The following is a 25488-nucleotide window of genomic DNA, read 5'->3' on the forward strand; positions in this document are numbered from 1 at the left end:
CCGTCGCAATTCCCGGATCATCTCGTCGACAGCTAGCGGCGTGAGGTCCAGATTGCGCCGCAGCCCGGTGGGTGACGCCGGTCAAGGCGTTCATGCACACCGCTGCCGAAGACACCACCGTGCTTGGCGTGCCGATCGCCGCGGGCGAATCCTTGCTCTTGTCCTATCCCTCGGCCAATCGCGACGAAGAGGAGTTCGACGGGCCGTCTCGGTTCGACGTCGGACGTGACCCAACAAGCATCTGGCCTTCGCAACCCCGAAACGTGCCTCCATCGACGCAATCCGCAAATCGCAGCCCGCTGCAAGCGTCATCCCTCCGAGGCGGTCAATGGACCAGCCATTGGCGGCGACGACCGGTTGAGGAAGCCGGAAGATCTTGGGGACCAGTGATGCAATGAACTCATGGGTGCGCAGCGTGGCCGCCGCACCTTCGTGGTCTTTCGCGGTCGGAGCCACGGGGGTTTTCGGATAGATCAAGTCCAGGGCAGAAGCCGCGGCCCGCGCCGGTCAAGATGACCACCCGGCATCGCGAGCCACTGGCCAGGTCGTCGAGCGTGTCGTGCAACGCAGCGGCCATACCCATGCTTATCGCGTTGAGGCGGTCAGGATTGTTCAGAGTGACGACCGCAGACCGTTCAGTTGGGCGCTCCACCACAACCGGTCACATGATTTTCCCTTCCTTTGGCGCCGTTCGCGCCACATGACCCGAGATCACCGCTTCCGCCCGTGTGACACTAACCATCCCTGGATATGAGGGCATGATACATGTAGATATATTGGCAGCGAAAAGCTCTATATCTTTTATAATATGACCCGGGCAGCTACGTACACACTTCTGAAGAAGCAGACAGATTTTTCTGGACGAGACCGTGTGCCACGGGTCTCGCTGAAGGGATGCGGACGATGAAGGCAGACCCGCTGCTGTCGGCACCAAAAGGAGAACCAATGACCAAGGTTGACGCCGTAGTGACTCCGCAGTCGATAGCGGAGTTCGACACCGGCGCTTTCCCGCGAGCGCTCGCCGGGTTGAGAGATCAAACGCGCTCTCTGCGACATAGGGCGCTGCTCGAAAATCTCATCGCGCATGCAGAACTCGAGAACGCCGGGGATCTCGAGGGACTCACCCGCCTCTTGTCTCAAACTCGCCAGTCGTACGCCACGTTCGGTCCTCTCAGCTCACAGCTGGTGAGCTCCTATGAGGAAGCGGTCGCAATGTACCGCCTCATGATCGCTACCGGCACTACCACACACCAATATTCCGCCGATCACATCACCGTTCTCGACCATGCCATCATCACGGCAGGCACGATGCATCTGCTATGCCCAGGTGAGCTTGTGCGGGAGATGTGGCGGGTCGACGTGGACGACCCGACTGTGGCCCATCAATTGTCGATGCGGCTCGCGCTGGTGTTCCTCTTCGATGAAGATGGGCTGAGCGCTGGTGAGCACAGCTATGGAGCTGGCGCTCCCATCGTTACGCCCATCGACGGGGAACCTCCCGCAGCCTTCCTCCAGGCGGCGGCACGCCACTCTTCAAGGCCCGGTGAAGCGACGCCTTCCTCATCCTAGCGATGAGCGCGACGACTTCCCTTCGCGTCGCTTACGCTCCGGATGCCAGATGGCCTTTCATGGGGCAGTCGGGTGCCAGGTAAGGAGCCAGTGACGACCGAAGCGTTGACCCGCCTCCATCACGAGAAATCCAAAGCTCGCGCCGACAGGCGTCGCAAACAGCCATGCCTGGCCAAGGTTCCCTTCGGGTCCGAACAATTCCGTAAGCAATACTGGCTCCGGATACCCGCCGCGATTCACACGGGATCGAATTGGGAGATTAGCCATCGCTTACAGATCTTCTCGAGTGTTACTCGCACGCTGGAGGCGGTGCTGGACGGCGGGTCGTTGCCAATAGCGATGGTCGGTTTCACGAAAACCACAGCCGCCGCGTGCTTTTGGCTGACGAAACCGAGGCAGCAGCTGGAACGGTGCCAGATACCGACTCCAGCCCGGCCTCGCTGATTGAGCCCTCTGTTTTGGACTTCGCCTGTTTGAGAACATCGACGAACGACTACGGTCGCTTTGAGAAGTTGGCGTTAAAACACCCCGGTGGCCGAGCTCAGGATTTGCTGAACAATGGCATCGGCGCGCTGCCAGTCGAGGGTTGTCAGGATGAGCGGCCCCGACGACCGACGTAGATAAACAAGCCGATGAGCAATGCGAGTCGGGAACCGATATCAGTGAGCGAGTCGATGCCCCGGCGGCTTGGCTCGCGTCACAATCCTCGGTGTCGACCGACTCATCTGCCGACCCCTCCCCGGGCTCGGCTCTGGCGGTGCACATCTCGGATGTCGCGCGTCACTGGCCTTTCGGGGGAAGAACCAGGTCTTGCCAGCTGCGCTGCTGAGCGTCGCGGGCGAGATTGGATTGCGTGTATTGCTTTCCGTCGGGTCCGATATAGGGGCCCGAACTGCGGTCGTACTGCGCGATCGCAATCGGCGCCGGGGCTCCCGAGGGCGGCTGAGCCGAGCCGTCCGCTGCAGGCGCAGTCCCCGGCCGAGGTTGTGGCACCGCTTGCCCCGACAGTGTTGCGTTCGGGTCACCCTTCCAATTCAAACCATCATTGAGCGGCACATACTCCTCGTCGCTCTCGCACATCTTGACCGTCGGAGCGCGCTTGCCTGGGCGGGTTCCGCAGGGCAGATTCCGTGCACCTCGGACGTTGAACATGGAGTCCTGCGGGACACGGCAGTAGAGATCTCCCGCGGGGCGCGCAGGGTAATCCACCTCGCTGGGTGGACGCGTCTGTTGAGCCGGCAAGTATCCGGTGGTGCAGGGCGGCGGCAGGTTCAGGTTCAGGTTGAACGACAAGTACAGACCTTTGTAATCCTGTTTGGTGTCACGGTTCGTGAGGCCAGCTCCCTGTGCGGCTGCAACGACCTGCGGGAGCAACACCAAGATTTGTTCGAGGTTGGGCTGGTAGACAACCGCCACATCGGCGAGGCTCACCAGATTGGCCAGAACGATCGGCAAGGTCGGTTGCAGGCGGTCGAAGAGCTGGCGTGCTTCGTCCAGGGCGGCTGGTCCCTGGTTCAAGATTCCATTTACCGAATCATCTCGGGTCTGAAGCTGTTTGGTGATCTGGGCGACATTGGAAACCCATGCTTGGATCGAGTCCGAGGTGTCGACTTGCGTATCCAGGACCGCTTTGGACTGATCGATGACGGTGATCATGGCATCCAGGTTCCGGCGTATATCGATGGCCAGGGAGGTGCTGGATTTCACGATCCGCGATAGTTCAGGGCCGAGTCCGCCCACCGCGTGAAGGACTCGTCGATCGCGCCCGCCCTCCGGAATGGCCGCGGCCCAACGCCGACTGGTGTTCGCCGACCGCGCGGCGGTCCACTCGTCCTAGACCTCGCTTACCTGCCGCGTCTACCCATGGGATCCGCACCGGCGTACCCCCGCTATACCCGAGATCTCTGGTCATGCGAGTGCAGGCACGCCGTATTCATCCGCGCCGCAACAAATCTCCGGAAAGCTACCCTCTCTCGATCGATCTGGCGCGTTCGCGTTCATTTGACGTTCAATATGTCTCTTCTTTCTCAGAATAGACGCCCGAACTCGATGATCGCGACTTTTCCGCTAATTCGGAGGCCGCCGACTCTTAACTTCGCTCACTCGGAAAATCGTGGCGGTCGATGTAGAACGCCTCCCCACCTGGGACCACTTCATGGCGAAAGCCGATCTGGCGCAGCGACTGCGGTACCCACTGGCGCGCGACACGGGCCGCGGCTTGGCGAAGCCTCACTTCGGTAGCGCCGCGGTCTTCAATCGGAACCTCGTCGAGGATCTGATACAGCCCGGCCCATGTCGGCCCGACATAGCGCTTCCATAGGTTGAGATTCTGGATCTCCGCGCCCAATAGGATCTGGTTGCCGCGAAACTGCGCAGCCCAGTATGCCATCCAGGTCCAGTACGCGGCGCACGCGTTGTAGACGTCCTCCATCAACGTGGCGACAGCGACCGGCGTCGGCGCCGCCTGGTACCGCGCGTCCGCCGCAGCGAGTTCGGAACCCAGATGCTCAAGTGCGTCCAGAACGTCTTTGACCGACGGCGGCTGCCTAGAGTCGTGCTGCGCGGCGTTCCACTCCGCTCGGTACTCGTCGAGGATCTTGGCCGCGACGGCGTAATCCCATCGGGGATAGTTGCTGGCGCGCTCACTGACCTCGAACTGGTCGTAGCCCGAGTTGCGCTGGTGCATAGTGGCGTGCTGTGCCTCATGGATGATCGTCTTCCTCATCTGAGCGAGCCCTGGCCGGCTCAATTGAGGCTGGCCCGCCGCTGTGAAACACCCCTGGCCGTATGCATCGACCTCCGTGAGGAACCCGCTCTCAATGATTACGTCGACGCATCCGTCTGCGCGCTTCATCGTTCGGGCCGCGACGGTACCCGTACCCCTATCGGTGTGGTAAGCGACTCCCGGCTGCCTGCGTCGCACGGCCGTCGCCAAGGTGACTGCCACGACGAGTGTCACTTCGTCGGGCCGATCCACCAAGTTGCCTAGCGTGTCGGCAAGTTCCTCGAACCCCCGTTGCATCGCTTCCGTCGATGAGTCTCGTCGCAACCCATCGGCGAAGTCGGAGCGAAACTCGTCGTCGTAGACGATGCGGCATCGCGGCGTATTGGAGCTCACCTAGCGAATTGTGCCAATCGCCTCCGAGATTCGCGGAGTCGGCTGCGGTCACCGTCATGGACGCTGGCGCGTTGAGCGCCGCTCAACCTGCCGGCCCTCGGGCAGCCGACTCGGGCATATCCGTCCCGGCATCGTCGGTTTTGGCCGGGATCTGAATCCCGAAGGTGTCGGGAGGGCCGTCTAGGCGGCCGATTACATCGAATTCGCCTTGGGGGGTCTCTGTGTAGACCAACTGCACCGTGGCGTCGTCGCCCAAGGGGGCTGAGCCGGTGGAGAAGTAAGTTCCGTCGTACTCGCCGTGGGTAAGGGGCACGTCAGCCACAGTTCGTTTGGCCTCGAAAGTGACGATGACATTGGCGATCTCGAACAGTTCTTCCCTGCCTGTCGCGTGCGAGATCCCTTTGACATACACCTTCTGGCCGTTGGATCTCGGCTCCGGCCCATCGGCAGTTGCGATGTATTTCACTTTGCCGCCGTACAGCTCCTCCGCTTCGCGGAAGGCCTCCTCCCACTGGTCGTGATTTCGTATGTGCTGTTGCGTGACGTGCTTTGCGAGGTCTTCGAACATCGAGACTTCTGAACCGTCTGCACACAAAACCGGAACGTTCCCGGGCAGCGCTTGCTGTTGCGTTAGACCGTCGCGGGTGATGACTACGATTGCCTTCTGAACGAGGGTGACCCAATGCCAATATTCGGCGCTATCAGCACTGTTGACGACTTTTCCGACGAACTCGGGGGTGACGTCACGCGTCGTGATCGTCTTGATTCCATAGCGAGCAGCTTTCGCCAGCGCTGTCTTCGTAAATCCGCTGGACGAGGCGAGAATCTTCACGTTCGCGCCTAAGTCATCGAACTTCGTACGAGCTTGCTCTACCCACTGGACGTCCTGCGGGCGCTTCCAGTCGCGGCATTCAATAAAAACGGCGCTCCGATGACCGGCGACCTTCCCGAAAGCTACGACGTCGACCTCACGGCGTTCTTGCGAGGCAATCTCCATCACTTCGACTGATTCGTGCACAGTCGCGCCGTCACTCTTCAGCATGGTCAGCATTGCCACTAGGCGCTGAAACTCGTTGGATCGCTTCGGCATGCCTACCCTCCCCCTCCTGGAGCAAACGTTGACCACGGGCTACGGCGATGGTCCGACATCGCCGTAGACACATCGGAGCTCCTCTCGGATCACCGTTCAATCATCATCTCGAACGCGGCGCCGCCAGACCCGTGCGCTAGACGAAAGCACCCAATTTGGGAGCGTCGAGTGCAGCCTGATGCGCGATCAATTGGCGATCGCAGCAGCGGAGGTAATCGCACCCGTCGGTTGCGAGCCGTCAAACGGCGCCTTCTAGGCGCCTTCGGCACTCACGGTCCGCCGCCGCTTTGTCTCACCCAAATGCCCCTTTGGACATTTTGTGGACATTTAGAATGAGAATTGGACATAAAATTTGAGAATCTACACCGGTGTAGGTTCTCAGGCTCCATGGCGAATGGGGCCGCCCCTAGCAGCCGATTTGCAGAATTCTCATCAAAATGGCGGAAGTCATTTTCTCATCTTCGTGGCGGATCCTAGAACCTTGCGGTTGTACAGAAATCGGTCCCAGTCACTGTTCTTGTCCGCCCGGGGCGACGTAGCGCCTCGGACCGTCCGCTTACCTGAGCCGACCCGGTAACTATTCGCTCATCTGATGCGCGTTCTCGACACCGCCCAGCGCGCTGATGCACTGGCGTTGGCGATCAGTCGACAGCATTCGATCACGTAGCGTCATAATCGATGTTCGAGGCACCTCGTTGGGCATTTCGTTACGATCGGCCGGCTCGACGAGAACGCTGGATGATTCTGGGTAGAACGTGAGGTGTGCCAACCTGCGTTGCTGCCGAGTCATTCCATTGCAGAAGGTAAACCGAGCCACGGCAGCCGGAAGTCTGATGGGTATGCCTGTCAGCGCGGCTAGTCGAACCAGCGGCACCAGTGGCGGAGCTAGGCGGTTTATGGCCGATTTCCCCCGCGGTGGAATGACTGCTGCTATGAGGATCACTTCGCGGATCCGGGCGGCGCCTAGCTTTGCGATGACATTTGGGGACAGTGAGACCGGCGATTGAATGTCCAACGACGACAACCTCACTCAAACCGGCGGCGTCGATGTCCGCCACAACGAGTCAGCCCATACAGCAATGCGACCGCCACATGGGTCGTAAGGCTTCCTTCGCCGGCCTGGCAGGTCCAAAGCGAGATCGGTAAATCTGCTATCGGCTTGCCAGTTCGTATGTGAGGAGGTCCCAGCAGTCACCAGCATGCAACCCTCCGTGGATGAGAACAAGGCCCGGAAGGGTCATCGTTGTTGCTCTGCGGCAAGTGGCCAATCGTCGTGGGGCAAAAGCCCTACCCGGATAGGTTGAAGTTGCCGTTGGAGCCGTAGATGGAGAGTGAGACCAGCAGCGTTACCGAGACCACGACGATGAGCGAGGTGCGCACCGCATTACCCGTGGCTTGGCCCACGCCCGCGGGTCCACCGGCTGCGAAATAGCCGTAGTAGGTATGTATCAGCAAGATTGTGATCGCCATCAGCGCGGCCTGCAGGAACGACCACAACAGGTCAATGGGGTTCAAGAAGGTCGAGAAGTAGTGCTGGTACAAGCCCTCGGACTGACCACCGGTCGGGCAAGGCGGGGCTCATACCGTTGTGGCGCTGGGCTGCGTCGAGCGTTCGCACGGGGATGCCAGATTGCGGGGGCGCCCGTCGGCGCGCAGGAAGTTACGGGCCCATCGGGTGTCCAGCACCTGGGTGGGCCGCCCGTCGGCGAAGACGGTGACGCGCCTATCGCGAATCCCGATGTTGCGGATGCCCGACGGCGCGCCCGTCGGGTCGAGCCATCGGTCCTGGCGAATCACCGTGTCACAACTCACCTTTCGACTCCTTCTCCTGCTCAGCGCGTGAAATAGCCGCCGGCGTGTGGCGCCAGGGTCAGATTGTTGATGAGACCCGGACGGGCGTGGCACACGGTGGGAACAGCGTTGAGGAGCAGAGTCGCCACTGCCAGCGACACCGCCCGACCGGCGCCAAGCTTGGTCGCCAGGGCAACCTCGGCATCCACGGTCATGTCCCCGTCGATGTGCAGCAGCCAACGGCTGTCACCTCCGGGCCATTCGGGCGCCACCTGGTCGGTGACCCGCCAGATCAGCTCGAACGTGATCGCGGCCCGCCCGTGGACCATCCCCTCGAGGCTCATCTTCATCGCCGCGATGGTGCCCTCCGCGATGGTGCCCGCGGCGATCGTGAGCTCGCGGTCGGTCGCCGCGACCTCCCGTCGGTACTTCACGTCGTCAATCGCCACCCCCATCGCGTCGGTGAGCATCCGCATCGACAGGTAGAACGGCGAATTCTCGACCTGACTGAAGTGTGCGTCCAACGGCGTGGGCGCGTCGGCGGGAAGTCCGAACCCGATGGCGTCACGCACCATGTGGATCGACGTGTAACGGCTCATGTCAACAATCTCGCTGACTCGCAGGGTGTCGATGCGCCCGCATAGACGGGTCAGCAGCATCGGCCAGAGATCCATGGCAAAACCCGGATTTATGCCGGCGTGGAAGAACGACGAGCCGCCGTCGCGGCACGCCCGGGTGAGACGCTCGTCGACATCGGGCCCTGCACCGGGCAACTGCATGTCCGGCCCTAGGTAGGCGAGATTCTCGTGCGCGCTAGAAACGACGTTTTTGCCCGACGCGAGAAGACGACAGATGTCGTCGACCGCGCTCTGCCCACCGTCGAAAGTGCCGCCGAGGGGGCTGTAGCACACACAGTCGGCGTCGATAGCGAGGATCGCTTCGACGTCGTCGGTGGCCAGCACTCCCGTGGAGGCCATACCCAAGAGCTCGCCGGCGTCGACGCCGACCTTGGTGGCGTTGTACACGCGCACGCCGGCTAGTTCGAAGTCGGGGCGTTCGACGATGAGCCGCAAGGCGTGCACGCCGACGTTTCCGGTCCCCCACTGGATGATTCGGTAAGACAAAGGGTTGTGCTTTCTTGCTAGGTGCGGACGCCGGGCAACAGCGACTGCAATTCGACGTACTGATCGAGACCTTCCGGGCCACCTTCGCGCCCGATCCCGCTGTCCTTGAAGCCGCCCAGCGGAGCCGCTAAGTCGGGCATGTATTGGTTGATGCCCACCGATCCGGTACGGATCCGCCGGGCGACGTCCATTCCGCGCTCGACGTCGCCCGTCCACACGGTGCCGGCCAGGCCGTAGCGCGAGTCGTTGGCGATGCGGACGGCGTCATCGATGTCGTCGTAGGGAATCACAGTCAGCACCGGCCCGAAGATTTCCTCCTGCGCGATGCGCATGCGGCTGTCGACGTCGGCGAACACGGTGGGGCGCACGTACCACCCAGTGTCGAGGCCGTTGGGCATCCCGTTGCCGCCCACCACGACCCGGGCCCCCTCCTCCTGACCTAGCGCGATGTACTTCTCGACTCGCTGCTGCTGGCGCTGCGTGACAAGAGGCCCGATTTCGGTACGCGGATCGGTGGGATCTCCCACCACCAGCGACGCAGCAAGGTTGGCCACGGCATCCACGATCGCGTCATAAGCGTTGCTTGGGGCAAGGATTCGAGTCTGCGCCACGCATGCCTCGCCGTTGTTCGCGAACGAGGCGAACCGCAGGGCCTGCGCCATCGCAGCGATATCGGCGTCGTCGAGCACGATTGCGGCAGACTTACCGCCGAGCTCCAGGCTGACCCGCTTGAGCTGATCTGCACACTGCGACGCGATCTGCCGCCCCGTGTCGCTCGAGCCGGTGAACGACACCTTGTCGACGCCGAGATGGCGGATCAGGTGCTCGCCGACGTCTCTGCCGCCGGTGACGATGTTGACGACGCCCTTGGGCAGGCCGATCCCGTCGATGATCTCCGCGAGCCGCAGGGCGTCGACGGGAGTTTCGGCGGCGGGCTTGAGCACCACGGTGCACCCGGCGAGCAGTGCGGGAACCATCTTGGTCAGGGCCCCTAGCTGCGGCATGTTCCAGGGCACGATCGCGGCGACCACGCCGACCGGTGTTCGCCGCACCACAGTGTCGGCGAGATCGCCTCTCCGCGTTTCCTCCCACGGGTAACCCGCGGCCACCTTGATGCCGGTGTTGATGATCATCAGTCCGGGAAATGCTTGACCAATTTTGCTGTAGCTGATCGGCGAGCCCATCTCCTCGGTGATCAGCTCGGCCATTTCATCGATGTGGGGGCTGTAGGCCGTCGCCAACACCTTGAGGTAGTCGGCGCGTTCGGATGGTGTCAGTCGCGGCCACTCGCCGTCGTCAAATGCGGCCCGTGCTGCACGGACGGCGTGATCAATGTCGGTCTCGGTGGCGACGGGTGCGCCCCCGATCGTCTGTTCGGTGTGTGGGGAGATTACGTCGATGACCTGCGTTCCCGACGACGCGACCCACTCCCCGCCAATAAAGAGCCGGTCATAGGTTCGCAACGTCGCCTCACCTCCTCATGCAGTCCAGTCGCAGAATAGTCGGGAGATTTGCAGAATGTCTACAATTGTAATGTCGCGTGGGAGCGTGCGACGTCTTGGTCTGGGTCTACGATCTGCTTGCACGGCCACGGCCGGACCCCTAACAGCGAAGGGTGAGTCGACAACAGATGACCCAGCCGACTAGCGCTCGTTTCCCACTGACACGTCGCAGCAGTGGCCAGCTCGTGGCCGATCGCCTACGCAGCCAGATCATCACCGGTGAGCTGGCACCCGGTCAACGTCTGGCGCAAGAAGACATCGCCGCCCAACTGGGAACAAGCCGGGTCCCCGTCCGCGAGGCCCTCGTCATCCTCGAGCAGGAGGGCTGGATCAGGATGGAGATGCACCGCGGCGGGTTCGTGTTGCCGATCGAGACGTCGGTCGGGGACAACGCCGAGGTCTGGGAGCTAGTCTTCGGCCTGGTCGCCCGCCGCGCCGCCGTACGCCTGACCCCCGAATTCGATGCCAGACTCGCGCAGATCGCCACCGAGCTGGCTACCGTTACCGACCCCACAACCGTCTCTGCGCTGTGCGAGGACTACCTCGACGTGTTGTTCAATGCAGCCGCCGCCCCGGCGGTGGCACGCATCGTCCGGCGCACCCGCACCACCACTATCGACACGCTCTTCGCGGTGGTGCCCGAGGCTATAGAGATCAGCCGCACAGCCGCACTCGCGATCATCGACGCGATTCGCGCCCGCGACGGCGCGCGCGCCAATGCCGCCCACGAGGCGATGCAACGCGAATGCCTCGACCTTCTGATGACGGCGATCAAGAACCGCGACCAATGATCCCGTCGGCGCGGCCGTCGGTCCACCAATCGGAGTTGCCCATGCTGTAGCGGACCGAACGGGTATCGCCGTCTCGCTGACAGGTACCGTCGGCCCCCAGCATCGCAACGCCCGGAATCGACGGCCGCTCGCCCTGCGGATCGATGCGCCACGTCCACGACTGGCCCAAGAACTCATACCGAATGCTTTGCGGATAGCCGTTTCCCCGCACCGTTGCCTCGGCGGAGACGTCGGTGGTCGCGACGAACGCGCCGTGCTCGTCGTGTAGCATCGCAAACCCCCACCCGTCCGCGCCGTACGCGAACGTGCCCTGGACCATCGACCCATCGGTGTATTCATTTGCGACCTGCTGCCAGCAGATCTCTCTGCCCTGACCATAAGGCGCGTTGAGCCAATTGAAACCCGCTGCAAAATAGTGGATTTCGTGTCCGACGAATCCTTCCACGGTGCGCCCCAGGAATGTACCGCGGACGCGGTACTTCGACGTCGCCGAGAAGCATGCCCCGCCGTCCCAGGTGTTGAACCACTGTATAGCCGGACCGATCACGTCGCCCGCCACAGCGAGGACGTCGCCGTCGCCCCAGCCGCACCCGTCAGGAGCGTGGAGGAAGCGGAAGCGCTGGCTATCGTCGGCACCGACACTCGACATGACGACCGCGTCACCATTGCGCGTAATAGACGTTCGGCCACACCACATCTCGCTGCTACCTGGGTGGCGCTGGAGCTGGCCGCCGGGCTTGGCGGCGAACAGGGAGGCCAGCCGCGACTGCTCGGACTCGACGGCGCGCAGCATCCGCAGCAGATTGCCGTCGTCGTCCCGCAAAGTCCCGTAGAGGTAGGAACCCGACTTCTGCAAACCGAAGTAGGAGGTCGAGGGCAGCAGCAACTCGGCGTCGAACGTGCACTCACCGATCAGGCACCGCCCACCAAAGTCTGCCGGGCCTGGCGTCATGCTCAGCTCGTCGCGGCGGTGAACAGCACGGGCAACGCTTCGGGCGAGCGCAGCGGCATTCCGATGATCTGCGGCGCCGCCGCGTCGGGATCGAGCCGCAACTCGGGAAGTCGCTCGAGGATCGCCTGCAGCGAGATCCGGTTCTCCATCCGGGCAAGGTGCATGCCCAAACAGGAGTGCGCACCAACCGCAAACGCGAGATGCGGGTTGTGCTTTCGGTGTACGTCGAAGCTGTCAGCGTCGGTGAACACCTTCTCGTCGCGGTTCGCGGCGCCGACGAACAACGTCACCGTCGAGCCCGCCGGAATGTCGACGCCGCCGAGTCGGCCGTCGCGGGTGATGACGCGGCCGGTGTGGAAGATCGGCGATAGCCACCGCAGCCCCTCTTCGACCGCCTGCGGGATCAGCCCGGGATCGTCGATGACCTCCGCCAGTTGGTCCGGATGGGTCAGCAGTGCGAAAAGCAGATTGCCCAGCGATCGATAAGTGGTCTCGACTCCGGCGGGCAGCAGCAGGCGTAGGAACGCGAAAATTTCTTCGTCACTGAGCCGTTGGCCGTCGACCTCGGCGCCAACGAGCTCGGTGATCAGGTCGTCCTGCGGGTCGCGCCGGCGCTGCTCGACCAGCTCGGCAAAGTAGTCACGCAGGGCGTCGAAGGCGGCCATGCCCCGGTCCCAGTCCGTGCCGATGCTGATCACCTCGATCGACCACCGCTGGAATCTGCCTATGTCATGTCGCGGCAGTCCGAGGATGCGGGCGATGACGCGTATCGGTAGCGCGAACGTGAAGCGCCGGACCAGATCGGCCCTCCCCAGGCCGGCGAACGAGTCGATCAACTCGTCGGCCGCAGGACGAACGAGTTCGGTTTCCCAGCGGGCCAACAGCTTTGGCCGAAACGCTTGAAATACGAGAGACCGGTGAGTGTGGTGCTCCGGTTCGTCCATCGCAACAATCGTGTTAGCCAGCAGCGGACCGATGGCCTTGGCGATCAGGGAGGACGAGTAGGTGACGTCATCGCGGAAGACTGCGGCCACCTCCTCGTAGCCGAGGACGTTGTAGGCGTTCGACGTTACGTCGGCCGCTGGGCCAATCGAAGTGGCAGTTGGCAGCGGCCAGCCCTGCTGAACGGCGTTGCGACGCCTGGCCTCCGCAACATAGGGATACGGATCCACCGATGGGCCGATCTGCATCGGGTCAGGCAGCGCGAAAGGATCGGCATCACCGTCGGCAGGTGCTTTGGTGCTCATCGCAAAACCTCCTTGCGGGTAAATCGCTCGAATTCGCCTGACGCCGACTCGATCCTCAGCGGTTGCATCAAGTACTCGCGGCGGCGCGCGACGCGCGCAAACAACCAGACAAGCTCCTCGAGCCGTTGCGACGGGCCAGCAGCCACGATCTCGTTGAGCCGCGCCATGCCCTCGTCGCGGCTATCCGGACGCCGCCCGAGCACCACGCCCATATCGTCCAGGTCGGCGTCGCGCAGCTCGGCGCCCACCTCTGAGTCGATCTTGACGGCCCGCGCGATCGCGGCCGCCGAGGCGATTTCGTGCCGACGGGCGTCGTCGGCCGCGGTCGGTTCGCAGTTGAGCTCGAGATGCTCGATGAGGTAATCGGTCAGCGAGTATGATTGTCGCGCAGCTGGTTCCGGCAGATCAGGCGCCTCGATTTCCGTACCGATCGCTTCAGCGAGCGCGTCTCCCAGCCCGCGGCGCAGCGTCGCGTCCCATCCGAAGCTGGGCAACGTGTGCTCGACGCGGGCCGTCGGGAACTGCATTAAGGGGGCCACGCCCAGCGGGGTCAGCAGCATCGACATCACGGTGTAGAAATACAAGGCCTGCCGGTCAATCGGGTGGCCGCTCACCTGTTCGTAGTGGGCCAGCGGCCCAGCCAACGACCCGGTCGGATAGAGCATGTTGCGCATCCGGATCACGCCGAGATCAAGCATCGGATCACCGATGTGGGAAAGCTCCCAGTCGATCAGCGCAGTCAGGTGGCCGTCGGCGAACATGAACTGTCCGGGTCCGGTGTCGGCCTGCACAAAACTCACCCGTCGCTCGCCCGAAGGCACATTGGCATGCAGCCACCAGATGCCCAATTCGAGAAACGGTTCGGGACGCAACTTGTGCCGCAAACGGCCCCAATCCTGCTCGACGTAGGCGAACTTGCCAGCGAACGCGACTTGTTCGTTGGTCTGTGGGATCGCCAGGCCCGACAGTTGCATCGAGTCGACATCGATCTCGTGCAGCTTGGCGAGCTGTTCGATGTACTCGGCCATCACCTGTTTGCGGGTGTGGTCGTCGGGGGCACTCGCCAGCTGATTGTCGCCATCCATGCGCTCCATCAGGATGACGCCGTACTTTTCGTTGAATCCAAAAAACTCAGGGACTTTCAGTCCCCTGCCCTGCAGCGCCTCAAGCACCCGCGCCTCGTGGGCGATGTCGAAATGCTTGAGGAATCCGCCGTCGGGAACCGTGGTGCGCCCCGACCGAGCCAGCACGCGGACGGTATCCCCGGAGCGGTCGATGGTCAGGAAGTGGTGTGGGCGCCAACGGATCTGCTGCTCGATATCGACCACCCGGCCGCCGCAGCGATCCTGCGCCCAGGCGATGACCTCGTCGGGCAGTGTCATCAGAACACCGCCACCGGGTTGACCGGTGAGCCCGATCCGCCGACCACTCGCAGCGGCAGGACGAGGAACTGGAACTCCCACCGGCCCAGCTCCGCGCAGACCGCGCTCAACTGCTCGAGGTCGCAGTTGTCGATCAGCGGCATCCCCATCGCATAGAGCGCGTGCACGTGGATCATCGCGCTCTCAACGGTCGGGTAAGGCGGCGGAAGCGCCTCTTGTGGGCCGTCGCAACCGATCACGGCCACTTCGCGCTCGCGCAGCCACGGCATGCAGGCGGGGTGCCAGCCCGCGCGCTGACCCCAGCGCGCTTGATCATGCGGGTCGGTGTAGGACGGCGTCGCCTCGGGTGCGTGGACTTCCGCATTCCAGCGACCGGTCCGGAGCAAGACGATATCGCCGGGGCCCACGGTGACACCCTGCGCCGCGGCGGTGGCTTCGAGATCGTCGGGCGTGACGGCCCGCCCGCCGTCCAGCGCGGCGACGCCTTCGGCGCGTGGCACGTCCAGCAGGACACCGCGGCCCACGATGCCATCGCTCATCGTCGTGACGGCCCCGAACAACGCGCCGTGCTCCGAGGTCACCAGAGCCGATGACCGGTCGTTGTAGATCCGGCCTTTCCAGAACAAGTGCGCCAGCGAGTCGATGTGCGTGACGCTGGTGCCGTGATACACCAGACCGACGAACTCGACCGCCGAGCCGAGATCACCGCGGCCCAGTGCGGTCGGCGGGACGCCATCGGCGCGGTTGGCGCCTTCTCCGCTTGCGACGTAGTACATCTGCGCGCAGTTATCGGGGTGCCGGTACGCGGTGACCAGATCGCGGGCACACGACACCGTGCGGCCCTCGGTGACCAGACGCGCCGCCGCGGCCAGTTGCTCAGGCCTGATCAGGTTCAGGGTGCCGAGTTGATCGTCGGGACCCCATCTCCCCCAGTTCTTGAGATCCTCGACGTAGCGGCCCACCTGGGAATCGGTCGGAAGTTCTGCCACGGTTCCCAACTCCTTTGCTCGGGTGAATTGCGCTGCGGCGGTGTGGATCAACGACCCCGTGCGAGCTGGAAGGGCAGCATCATCATGTCCAGGATTTCGGGAGACAGCATGCCGCCGGCGTACTCGACCCAACACCAGCTGCGCGCCGGCTTCTTGCCGGATGAAGTGCTCGTCAGCGGTCCGAAGAAGTGCAACGGGCTGCCGGTCGCGTCGAAGGCGAACGAATAGGCGTCCGCGCCGATAGTGGCATCCAGGGTCAGCATTTGTGCCCGTTCGTTGAACGTGGGCTTGGCAACGATGTCGTTATGCACCGTGGTGACACCGCCTTTGAGCTGATATCCCGGCCCGAAATTCAGGTCACCTCGGCCTTGCCAGAAGCTACCGCCGCCTACTTCGCCGTCGGGATATTCGTGCAGCCACGACACCCACATGCCCTGCAGCTGCCGGGCGATCGGCAGCTCGGTGTAGGCCATCCCCGGCGGGCCGTAGGCGAAGTCCTGGTGCCCGTACCCGGACACCTCGACACCGTTGACTTTCCCGGTGACATGCATCAGCTCGTGGCGGTAGTAGACCTCATCGTCGATGCCCGCTTGCTTTGGGACGTGGGTGATGACGATGTCGCTGACTGTATTGCCGTGAATTTCCCATCGATTGCTGGCGTCAAGCCAATGAAAGCCGTTGGTGTCACGCTCGATTCGCCCGCTGGTGTACAGCATCTGCACCCGCTCGCCGTCGTCGACGTACTGGATGGGCTCGTACCAATCGAGCGTCGCATACTCGTCGAACAGGTGGGGCGCTTCGGCATTCAGCCCTTTTTGCAGTTTTCGGAAGCCGCAGATCGGGGACACCACGTGGGTCATTCCGACGACGAAATCGTCCATTCCCCGGACGGCCCAGTAATCTGTGCCGGCTTCGTCGCTGACGATCGCGCCGAGCCAGATGCCTGCTAGTCCAACCCCTTCGGCCGGCATCCACCCTCGCCGATAGTGTTCCAATGACGGAGACTGGCGGATTACCTCGAAATCGATGCGGTCGGGCACTCAACTCTCCTTTGGTGTGGTCGCGGCACGGTGATCAGGGTCGAGCAGATCCACTAATTCCAAGTCGGTCACGTACTTCTCGATGATCGGCTTGCCGATGTGGGGGATGTTGCCGTCTTGTCCGATGTCGGCTTCCATCGCCGCCGCCTGGAACCGGAGTGTCGGCGCGAACGCACCGGTCAGCGGAATCAGCGGATGCCGATACGTCTGCAGCAGTGGCAACAGCGAGGCTTGACGTTGTCGCTCGGGGAGGTTGCGCAATGCGGACTCGAATCGCTTGTACCACTGCTCGTGGTCGGCGAGCCGCTCGATCCGGCATCCGACTTCTACCATCCAATCGACAAACTCGTCGAGGCCGATGCCGTCGTCATGCGGGTTGACAACGTGGAAGGTTTGAAAGTCCTTGGCCGCCATGATGCTCAGCGTCGAAACGGATTCGGCCACGAAATCAACTGGCAACCCGTCGAAATGCGCGCGGGCGCGCTGACCGCTGGAGTCGCGATGATAGAACGACTCCGGCGCCAGACCGGTCGCCGCGATGCTCAGGATGAGCCGAGTGAGCATGTCGGGCACATTGAGTTGTCCGCGATAGCCGGTCTCCGCCATGATCATGTCGCACCTGAACACGGCGACGGGAAGGCCGCACAGGTCGTGTGCTTCACGCAGCAGCACCTCACCGGCCCACTTGCTGTTGCCGTAACCGTTCGCATATGTGTCATCGACCGTGCGAGTGGCGCTGGCGTGGCGGATATCGGCGTCCTCGGTGAAGTCGCCGGGCGCTAGGGTCGCTCCGACAGCGACAGACGAGACGTAGCCGATCGGCTTGAGCCGGGTGGTCAGCGCCAGCTTGATGAGCTCGGCCGTACCGACGACGTTCGGTCCGAATAACTGTTCGTAGGGCAGCATGTGGTTAACCAGTGCCGCCGGGTCGATGATCAGATCGACGCTGTCGGCGAACCGCTGCCATGTCGCCTCGTCGAGCCCGAGGCCGACATCGCTCTTGTCACCGGCCACGACTTCGAGATGGTCAGCAGCCCGCGCGCGGTAGTGGGCCAGCAGATCAGCGTCACCGCTGTCGAAGACCCCGTCAAGCCGTGTCCGTGCCGCTGTGGCGTCCCGGCCCCGCACCAGACAGATCACGGTGCCGTTGACGGCAGCCATGCGGTCCAGCCACCACAGCAGCAGATAGCGCCCGAGATAGCCCGTGGCGCCTGTCAATAGCACCGTGGCGACGTCGCGGGCCGGGCCGGCGAGCGAGGTGGCACGGTCCAGTATGGCGGCGTCCATGAACCTGTCGAGCGTAAGGTCACGGGCGTGGGCGACGGTGGCGCCGGCACCGTGCACCGAGGCGAAGGTGGGCCGCAGGGCGCCGGAATGTCGTTGCGCCTCGATGTAATCGGAGATCGACTGCATGTCGCTGGCTGGACTGATAATGACACCCACGGGCACCTCGACACCGAAAATGTCCTGGAGAAGGTTTGCGAATGTCAACGCCGACAAGGAATCTCCACCCAGCTCTGTAAAGTGAGCATCCGGAGCAGGATCCGCGGAGGGGTCGCCGAACACGGCCGCCGCTGTAGCACACACCGCCTGGGTCACCGGCTGGTGTGACCCATGCTCGCGAAGCGCGCGTAGCCGGTCGCTTTGCGCGTCGGCAAGCTGAGCGTAGAGCCGTTCAAGACGCGCGCCATAATGTTGTTTGAGATTGGGACGCGACGGTTTTCGGACGCCGGACAACAGCTTGTTGTCGGGAGAGAACGGGACCGATTCGACGATGATGTCGCGCGGGATCTCGTAGGACTGCAGCTCGGCGCGTCGGGCGGCTTCCCGCATCGAGCGCAGGATCAGCGGCTTGAGCGAGGCGGTATCGTATGCGGCGAGGGCGTCCTCCGTGGGCACCACCACGGCGAGCAGGAACGACCGCTCACCGTTGCCATACACGTAGATCTGGTGCACGAAAGGGCAATTGGCGTACACAGCTTCGAGCTTGGAGACCGTGACGAACTCACCTTGGGCGAGCTTGAGCACATTGTTGCGCCGGTCCACATAGCGGAACTCATCGGGACGGATCTGGGCAACGATGTCACCCGTTCGATAGAAGCCGTCCTCGTCGAATACCTCAGCGGTCAGGCCGGGGCGCTTGTAGTAGCCGCGAAACAGCGTACGTGACTTGATAAGCAGCTCGCCGCGGGGATGGGGCCGGTCGATGCTGAAGTATCCAAGCTCAGGCACATCGACGAGCTTGTAGTCGGTCACCGGAGGTTGCTGTACCTTGCCGTCGATGATCACCGACCCCGACTCTGTCGCGCCCAGTGCATTCATGAGATGCCCGTCAAGCAGTCGCGTTACCCACGCCGCAAGCTCTGCGGAGATGGGTGCCGAGCCGGTCAACGCTGAAATGTAGCGCCCGCCAAGAACACGCGATCGAAGATCGGCCAAGATCTGCTCTTCGATTTCGGCGGACGTGCCCCCATCACGGCGTTCGAGTTCGCCGCGGAATTCGCGATGCAGCAGCTCCCAGATCCGAGGAACGAAGTTCAGCTGCGTGGGGCGCACCAGCGCGAGGTCATCCAGGATCGTCGACAGATCGCTCTTGCCCGCGAAATACGCGGTGCCGCCGGCTCCCAGTGTCGAATACAGCATGGCTCGCCCCGCGGTGTGGCTCATCGGCATGTAGTTCAACGTGATCGCCGGAATCGCGAAGCCGCGCTCGACCTGCACAGCCGCCGTGACCGTCCACATGGACCTGGCCAAGCTCTCGGGTTGCATCGCACCCTTGGGGCTTCCGCTGCTCCCGGAGGTGTAGACGATCACCGCGAGCCGGTCGCCGTCGGAGGGTGGATCCGGCGGTGCTGGCAACGCGCTTCCGCGTTCAACTGCCTCGGCGAGCGTCTCGAGGACCACCGCGCTGCGCGCGTCGACAATCCGGAGGTGGGCCGCCTCGAGCGCTTCACGGTGGTCATCGACGTCCGGGCGGTAGTCGAACACCACCAACCGCGCCGGTGCCGGTTGGCCGAGCACCAGTTCGACGGCATCGGTCAAGTACTCCGCGCTGCACGCGATCATCGACGGTTCGGTTTCATCAACCATTGCCTGCAACTGGCTAATCGGTGCGCCGGCGTGCAGGGGTACCGACACCGCACCAAGCAGGGGTACAGCCATGTCTACCGTCGCATAATCGACACTGCAGAACCCCAGGGTGGCCACGCAGTCACCGCGTCGCACGGGATCGCCAGCTAGCGCAGCGGCGAGTGCGGTGACTCGCTGCCACAGCTGGCCGTAGCTGATGGTGTCGAAACGTGGCAGCACTGACAGGCCGTGGCGGCCCGCGTAGGTGACGACCTCGACGGCCCGCTGGCCGAGCGCAGGGCGGTCGGCATAGCCCCGGGTGACCGCCCGCATGAGACCGGCCCAACTGAGGCCGGGATCGAGTATCGCTTCGCTGATGCCCTCTTTCGGTAGGGCCGCAGCGAACTGGCCGTCATTGGCCAGCAAGTCCCCAACCCGTTGCGCCAACTTCTCAGACTCGCGCTCAGTCAGCACCGTGCACCAACATCACACGAACCCTCCTGCATGAATGCAGCACGCCGACGTGGTCGCCCGCAGAATTGCAGACAGTCTACAATTTCTGGATCCGAGTTGGCCAGGTGCTCTCTTTGCGCCGAGATAACTCGCGCCGCAGGGACATAACCGTCCCCGCCCAACTCTGCCGATCGTCGGTGATCCCGTGATCCAATACCCGGCGTGATCGGGCTCGATGTCAGGTAGGGCACCGACGACAAATCGGCTTGCGCAATTGGCGGACGACCGTTGTCGTGCGCAAGCACCCGCGGGGTCGATTGGCAGTCGGCTTCAGCCCTTGTCCGTGTTACCAGCCAGGCCAATGCATTCGACCAGCGGCAGTTCGGCGGATCACCAGGACAACCCGCCGCGTGGTTATCCAGAGAGGTTGAAGTTGCCCGACGCGCCGTAAACGGCGAGCGAGATGAACAAAGTAATGACGACCACGACGATCAGCGAGGTCCGCACGGCCTGGCCGACCGCGATTCCCACGCCGACCGGTCCGCCGTGGGCGTTGTAGCCGTAATAGGTATGGACGAGCATCACCGCGATGGACATCACGATCGCCTGCAAAAACGACCACAACAGGTCCGACGGGATGAGGAAGGTATTGAAGTAGTGGTCGTAGAGGCCCTTGGACTGCCCGTTGATGTACACCGTGGTGAAGCGGGCGGCGAAGAACGCGGCTAGCACCGACAACGAGTACAGCGGAACGATCGCGATGAGGCCGGCGATCAACCGGGTTGACACCAGGTAGGACACCGAGTGCACCGCCATGCATTCGACGGCGTCGATCTCTTCGGATACCCGCATGGCACCCAATTGGGCGGTGGCGCCGGCACCGATGGTGGCCGCCAACGCGATACCCGCAATCACCGGAGCGACAACGCGGACGTTGAGGAATGCCGACAGGAATCCGGTCAGCGCCTCGATGCCGATGTTGCCCAGCGACGCATAACCCTGCACGGCGATGACCCCACCGGAAGCCAGTGTCAAAAACGCCGCAACGCCGACCGTGCCGCCGATCATGACGAGTGCGCCTGCGCCCATTGTCATTTCGGCGACGTTGCGGATCGTCTCCTTGCGGTAGCGGGTGAGCGCGTTGGGGACGTAGCGAATGGTTTGGCCGTAGAACAACGCCTGCTCGCCGAAGTCGTCAACCGGCCCTTGCAGCACCCGCGACACCACATTGCGTAGCCGGTAAGTGATGTCGTAGCTCATCGTTCGTTCACTTCGCCGTGATCCGTACGCCGATGGCGGTCATCACTACGTTGATGACGAACAGGCAGATGAACGCGTAGACGACGGTTTCGTTGACGGCATTGCCGACGCCCTTGGGCCCACCCTTGACGGCCAGGCCGCGGTAACACCCGACCAGCCCGGCCATCACGCCGAACAGCAGCGCTTTGACTTCGGCGAGCACCAGTTCGCGCAGTCCGGTGAGCACGGTCAGCCCGTTGATGAATGCGCCCGGGTTGACGCCCTGAAGGAAGACGGAGAACACGTAACCGCCGGACAAGCCGATGGCGCACACCAGACCGTTGAGCAGCAGCGCGACCACCGTGGACGCCAAAACCCGTGGGACGACGAGCCGTTGGATCGGGTCGATGCCCAGCACCCGCATCGCGTCGATTTCCTCGCGGATGGTGCGGGCACCGAGGTCGGCGCAGATGGCGGTGGCACCGGCGCCGGCCACGACAAGCACGGTCACCACGGGCCCCAGCTGGGTGATAGTGCCGAATGCCGTTCCGGCGCCGGACAAGTCGGCCGCACCGATTTCGCGTAGCAGGATGTTGAGGGTGAAGGCCACCAGCACGGTGAAGGGGATGGACACCAGCAGGGTCGGGACCAGTGAGACGCGGGCGATCATCCACGTCTGGTCCAGGAACTCGCCGAATTGGAAGGGCCGTCGGAAAGCCGCGCGGCCGGTATCGATCATCATCTCGAAGAACCCGCCGACAGCACGAGCAGGGACCGCAAGTTGCTCAATCAACTCGGATCCCCCTTCCATCCTGGCTGCGAATCGTGTTGGCCCTTAGGCCAGTCAGCTGCAGCGACTTCAGCCGCGGCAACAGCTTGGCGAAGAAGTGACTGAACACGTGCTTCAAGCGCTGCAAGGTGGAAATCGAGGACCCCGGTGTCTCAGTGTCGCCGGGGTAGACCGTGTCCGCCGAAAGGCATTGCGCCTCGGGGATATCGGGCTCTGGGGAGCCAGTGGGCACGCGTGTCATTCCTGCGTCGGACACATCATCATGTCGAGCCACGTCTCAGCCGGACGTAGTTTGGATGCTCCCGAGGCAAATATTCCCACCTCGCCGCTGGGGTCAAGGAATTTGCCGGAGCTGGGGTCATAGGTGACCCCCATAGGCCCTTGAGCCTGCGGCGCCGGCGATGGTGGCGGTCCAGGCGCGTTGAGAGGAGCCGGCCCCGGAGGCTGTCCGTAGGGCGGCACAATCTGGTTGGGTGGTGGGCTAAAAGGCAGCGGCGGCGGTGGCGGGCCGTCCGCGGGCGGTACTTGCAACGGAAACGGCGCGATCGGCGCCGGCCCAGGCCCAGGAGGCACGCCGGGGGGAAGTTGGACGACCGGTGGCCCCGGGTCATAGTCGACGCCAGGGGGTATGAGCGGAAACTTGTTGGGCGGCAAGATGTTCCTGGGATTCGGTACGGGCGTGTCAAGAGGTACCGGAGGCCCACGCCACGCATTACGGCCGATGGGCACGTAGCCCTTCGGGTCACGACACAGCTGAATCGTCGGTGCACGTTTGCCGGGAAATTCCTGACACGGGTAATTACGGGCACCTCGGACAACGACCGGGTCGCTCTGCGGCACTTTGCAATACATGTCGCCCGGGACGTCCCGGACCGTTTCGTCGGCGGGCGAGCGAATCAGCGGCGCGGGGATAAACCCCACACTGCACGGCGGCGGATCCTGAAGGGCAAGCTTGAAATCGGCGCGCGCACCTTCATCGAAAGGAACCTGCTGAGCGATAGTGAGCAAAACGGCTGTCATCGCGGGAAAGATCACCAGCACCTGTTCGAGCGACTTTCGGTAGATGACACCGATGCGGCCGAAGTTTGCGAGATTGGCGGCCAGCATGGGGAAGTCTGGGCGGATGTCTCGCAGTGTGTCACCGATCTGCGGGGCCACCTCGGGCACGATCTGGAGCAGATTACTGATTTGTGGAGCAGCCCCTCGGACGTGTCCGGTGAAGCGGGCCGCTCCGTCGGCAAGACTTCTGATCGCATCGCCGCTGCGAATCTGACCATCAAGGAACGGTCCGACCTGATCAATCAGGCCCGCGATATCGTCACCATGGGCATTGGCCTCGTCGGCTAATAGGCGCGCTGACTGGATCAGACGTGCTAGTTCGGGTCCCGAACCATCGAAAGCTTTGAACGTGTCGTGCAACAGATCTCGTAATCGGCTTTGGCTGATCGAATCGACCAGCCGCTGTGCCTCGTGCAACAAGCCCGCGACATCGGCATTGAGCATGGTGTGGTCACGACTGATCCGGGAGCCATCGCGCAGCCACGTCGACGAGGGCGGATCTGGTGGCACCAAGTCGACGTACTGTTCTCCGATCGCGGAAACGCTTTTGACCGTGGCGGTGACATTGGCGGGAATGTGGGTGCCTGAGCCGATGCGCAGTTGCGCGTTCACACCGTTGCGATAGGCCAGTGACACGTCGGTCACGCGGCCGATTGTGGTGCCGCGGTAGGCGACGTTGGCGTTCTTGTACAGACCGCCGCTGGCCGCGAAGTTGGCGGTCACCGTGTAGGACCCGAAGCCAAGTGCGGCCGGAATCTGCACGTAGCTCACCGCGATGATGCTCACGGTAATCACGGTGAGCACGGCGAAGGTCGAGAGCTGCCACTTCTGAAGCCGGGATAGCATTAGTGCGGCTCCTTGGGCGCAGCAGTTGAATCATGTGTCGGCAAGCTGAAGGGGTCGGCTGCTTGACCTGACAGATTTGCCAGCGCCCCGAGCAGATAATCGGGCGGGTTGACCACTTCGGAGAGGTGCTTCATGTTCGGGTCCAATGCCGACGTTGTGAACAGGGTTTCCCCGAGGCGTCTAATGGTGAGGTCGTAGGTGGCATCGACGTTCAAGAAGTCACCGCGGACAGCTTGCTTGATCCCCTTCTGCGGCAGCGGGTATGTGACCAGGATCGGCAGCGCATCAACGAGTTCGCGGGCCTTTTCTGAGAGCGCTTTCACTACCGGGTAAGCAGCTTTGACGTCCTCGATGAAATCGCGTTTGGTGTTCGAAAGTATGTTGGCAGCGATGACACCCAGTCGTCGTAGTGCATCGAATGTCGCGACAATCTGGCCACTGTCGGCATTGAGCACGCGCAGCGCCTCGGGCACCGTCTGTAACGCGAGATCCAACTTTCCCTTGCCGTTAGCAAGAATTGAGCTGACATGGTTCAATTTGTCGGCCGCTTGGATGATCTGGTCGGTTTGGCGATCAAGTTCGGCAGCGAGCGTGGCAAGTTGGGGCAAGAAGTCAGCGAACTGCTCGGTGCGTCCCGCCACCGCTTTGTAAAGCTCGTCGGTGATATCTTGCAGCGCCCCCAAGTTGCCCTTGTTGACCACGATGCTCAGTGAGGACAACACCTCTTCGGTGGTGGGATACCGGTCGCTGCCATTCATCGCTATTACTTGTCCATTGGACAGTCGCCCGACCCTAGGTGCGGCGGCGGGACGCGACAGTTCGATGTGTTGCGAGCCCAGCAGCGAGGTTTGTGCAACCTTGACCACCGCGTTCGACGGCAGGTTCACCTGCGCATCCAACGACAACTGGACAGCCGCGTAGAAGGTTCCGTCGGGTCGTTGTACGACGCCCATTCCCGAGATACTGCCGACGGTGACGTCATCGACCATGACCGGGGAATTCTGCGCCAGAGTGGCGATATCGGGAAGTTCTACGGTGATCTTAAATGAGCCGGGGCCATGTCCTGCCGTTCCAGGCATATCCAACGAGTTCAGACCGCCGAACTGACACCCGCTGAGCAACAAGCCCACCGCCGCGCACGACAGGCCGCACCGTATCGACTTATGGCTATGCACCCGCCTCGGAGCCACTCTCATCACCGGCCTCCATCATCGGTCGGGATCGGCAGATCGGTCACTGGTACAGGTGCGCCAGGTAGCTCGCCGCCCGGCGTCGTCGGCTGCGCCGGAGCGCCCAGAGCAGGACCCGCGTTGGGAAGCGGTCCAGCGGCCGCTGGCGGCGGTTGATCCGGTGCCGGGGCTGCATTAGCCGGTGGTCCGGCCGCTGGCGGCACCAGTAGATCTTTCAGGTTGGTCTCGGGGGAAAATGACGGTGGGG

At 63.0% G+C, this 25488-nt stretch carries 19 protein-coding genes and 3 pseudogenes; 3 read left to right on the forward strand and 19 right to left on the reverse strand.

Annotation, left to right across the window (positions count from 1 at the left end; all coding sequences use genetic code 11):
* Nucleotides 1-65: 65 nt before the first annotated feature.
* Nucleotides 66-250, forward strand: a pseudogene (locus JF781_RS24300) (cytochrome P450); the annotation flags it as partial.
* 150 nt (nt 251-400) lie between these two features.
* Here JF781_RS24300 and JF781_RS28755 read toward each other — a convergent pair.
* Nucleotides 401-583 carry a hypothetical protein gene (locus tag JF781_RS28755; protein WP_374109769.1) on the reverse strand — a complete coding sequence of 61 codons (183 nt, stop codon included), beginning with the start codon at nt 581-583 and terminating at the stop codon, nt 401-403.
* Nucleotides 584-945: 362 nt separating this feature from the next.
* Here JF781_RS28755 and JF781_RS24310 point away from each other — a divergent pair, with 362 nt between their 5' ends.
* Nucleotides 946-1569 carry a hypothetical protein gene (locus JF781_RS24310; RefSeq protein ID WP_225330000.1) on the forward strand — a complete coding sequence of 208 codons (624 nt, stop codon included), beginning with the start codon at nt 946-948 and terminating at the stop codon, nt 1567-1569.
* 780 nt (nt 1570-2349) lie between these two features.
* Here JF781_RS24310 and JF781_RS24315 read toward each other — a convergent pair.
* The 8 genes and pseudogenes from JF781_RS24315 to JF781_RS24350 all read right to left on the reverse strand — a co-directional run.
* Nucleotides 2350-3312: pseudogene (locus tag JF781_RS24315) on the reverse strand (MCE family protein); the annotation flags it as partial.
* Between the two features lie 346 nt (nt 3313-3658).
* Entirely contained in the window at nt 3659-4687 is a 1029-nt protein-coding gene (locus JF781_RS24320) for a hypothetical protein (protein WP_225329999.1), read from the reverse strand.
* Between the two features lie 82 nt (nt 4688-4769).
* On the reverse strand, nt 4770-5777 hold the full coding sequence (locus tag JF781_RS24325; protein WP_225329998.1) for a restriction endonuclease: 1008 nt from the start codon (nt 5775-5777) through the stop codon (nt 4770-4772).
* Nucleotides 5778-6354: 577 nt separating this feature from the next.
* A complete protein-coding gene (locus JF781_RS24330; RefSeq protein ID WP_225329997.1) occupies nt 6355-6792 on the reverse strand; it encodes a hypothetical protein in 438 nt (145 codons plus the stop codon).
* A gap of 272 nt (nt 6793-7064) precedes the next feature.
* Nucleotides 7065-7334 (reverse strand): annotated as a pseudogene (locus tag JF781_RS24335) (ABC transporter permease); the annotation flags it as partial.
* A gap of 21 nt (nt 7335-7355) precedes the next feature.
* Nucleotides 7356-7589, reverse strand: a complete 234-nt coding sequence (locus JF781_RS24340) for a hypothetical protein (RefSeq protein WP_225330002.1) — start codon at nt 7587-7589, stop codon at nt 7356-7358.
* 20 nt (nt 7590-7609) lie between these two features.
* Complete coding sequence (locus JF781_RS24345; protein WP_225329996.1) at nt 7610-8692, reverse strand: hypothetical protein; 1083 nt, start codon at nt 8690-8692, stop codon at nt 7610-7612.
* A 17-nt stretch (nt 8693-8709) separates the two neighbouring features.
* Nucleotides 8710-10155, reverse strand: a complete 1446-nt coding sequence (locus JF781_RS24350; protein WP_225329995.1) for an aldehyde dehydrogenase — start codon at nt 10153-10155, stop codon at nt 8710-8712.
* A gap of 224 nt (nt 10156-10379) precedes the next feature.
* Between JF781_RS24350 and JF781_RS24355 the strand changes: the two genes are divergently transcribed.
* Entirely contained in the window at nt 10380-10985 is a 606-nt protein-coding gene (locus JF781_RS24355; protein WP_225329994.1) for a GntR family transcriptional regulator, read from the forward strand.
* Here the strand turns inward: JF781_RS24355 and JF781_RS24360 are convergent.
* From JF781_RS24360 to JF781_RS24405, 10 genes are all read right to left on the reverse strand, one after another.
* Nucleotides 10966-11937 (reverse strand): hypothetical protein, encoded by a 972-nt coding sequence (locus JF781_RS24360; RefSeq protein ID WP_225329993.1) that lies wholly within the window; start codon nt 11935-11937, stop codon nt 10966-10968. The genes JF781_RS24355 and JF781_RS24360 overlap by 20 nt on opposite strands.
* A 2-nt stretch (nt 11938-11939) precedes the next feature.
* Entirely contained in the window at nt 11940-13184 is a 1245-nt protein-coding gene (locus JF781_RS24365) for a cytochrome P450 (RefSeq protein WP_225329992.1), read from the reverse strand.
* The gene (locus tag JF781_RS24370; RefSeq protein WP_225329991.1) at nt 13181-14566 is read right to left on the reverse strand and encodes a phosphotransferase; all 1386 of its coding nucleotides are present in this window, start codon (nt 14564-14566) and stop codon (nt 13181-13183) included. Before JF781_RS24370 ends, JF781_RS24365 begins: the two co-directional genes overlap by 4 nt.
* Nucleotides 14566-15555: a cyclase family protein gene (locus tag JF781_RS24375; RefSeq protein ID WP_225329990.1), complete on the reverse strand. Its 990-nt coding sequence runs from the start codon at nt 15553-15555 to the stop codon at nt 14566-14568. The genes JF781_RS24370 and JF781_RS24375 overlap by 1 nt, the downstream gene beginning before the upstream one ends.
* Nucleotides 15556-15602: 47 nt before the next feature.
* Nucleotides 15603-16526, reverse strand: coding sequence for a hypothetical protein (locus JF781_RS24380; RefSeq protein ID WP_255642303.1), 924 nt, complete (start codon nt 16524-16526; stop codon nt 15603-15605).
* 69 nt (nt 16527-16595) lie between these two features.
* Nucleotides 16596-20138 (reverse strand): carboxylic acid reductase, encoded by a 3543-nt coding sequence (car, locus tag JF781_RS24385; protein ID WP_225329988.1) that lies wholly within the window; start codon nt 20136-20138, stop codon nt 16596-16598.
* Between the two features lie 393 nt (nt 20139-20531).
* Nucleotides 20532-21377, reverse strand: a complete 846-nt coding sequence (locus JF781_RS24390) for an ABC transporter permease (RefSeq protein ID WP_225329987.1) — start codon at nt 21375-21377, stop codon at nt 20532-20534.
* A gap of 7 nt (nt 21378-21384) precedes the next feature.
* A complete protein-coding gene (locus tag JF781_RS24395; protein ID WP_225329986.1) occupies nt 21385-22149 on the reverse strand; it encodes an ABC transporter permease in 765 nt (254 codons plus the stop codon).
* 234 nt (nt 22150-22383) lie between these two features.
* Nucleotides 22384-24051: an MCE family protein gene (locus JF781_RS24400; RefSeq protein WP_225329985.1), complete on the reverse strand. Its 1668-nt coding sequence runs from the start codon at nt 24049-24051 to the stop codon at nt 22384-22386.
* Nucleotides 24051-25247 (reverse strand): MCE family protein, encoded by a 1197-nt coding sequence (locus tag JF781_RS24405; RefSeq protein WP_225329984.1) that lies wholly within the window; start codon nt 25245-25247, stop codon nt 24051-24053. The genes JF781_RS24400 and JF781_RS24405 overlap by 1 nt, the downstream gene beginning before the upstream one ends.
* Between the last annotated feature and the right edge of the window lie 241 nt (nt 25248-25488).

Source organism: Mycobacterium sp. WUMAC-067, assembly GCF_020217485.1.
Taxonomy (GTDB): domain Bacteria; phylum Actinomycetota; class Actinomycetes; order Mycobacteriales; family Mycobacteriaceae; genus Mycobacterium.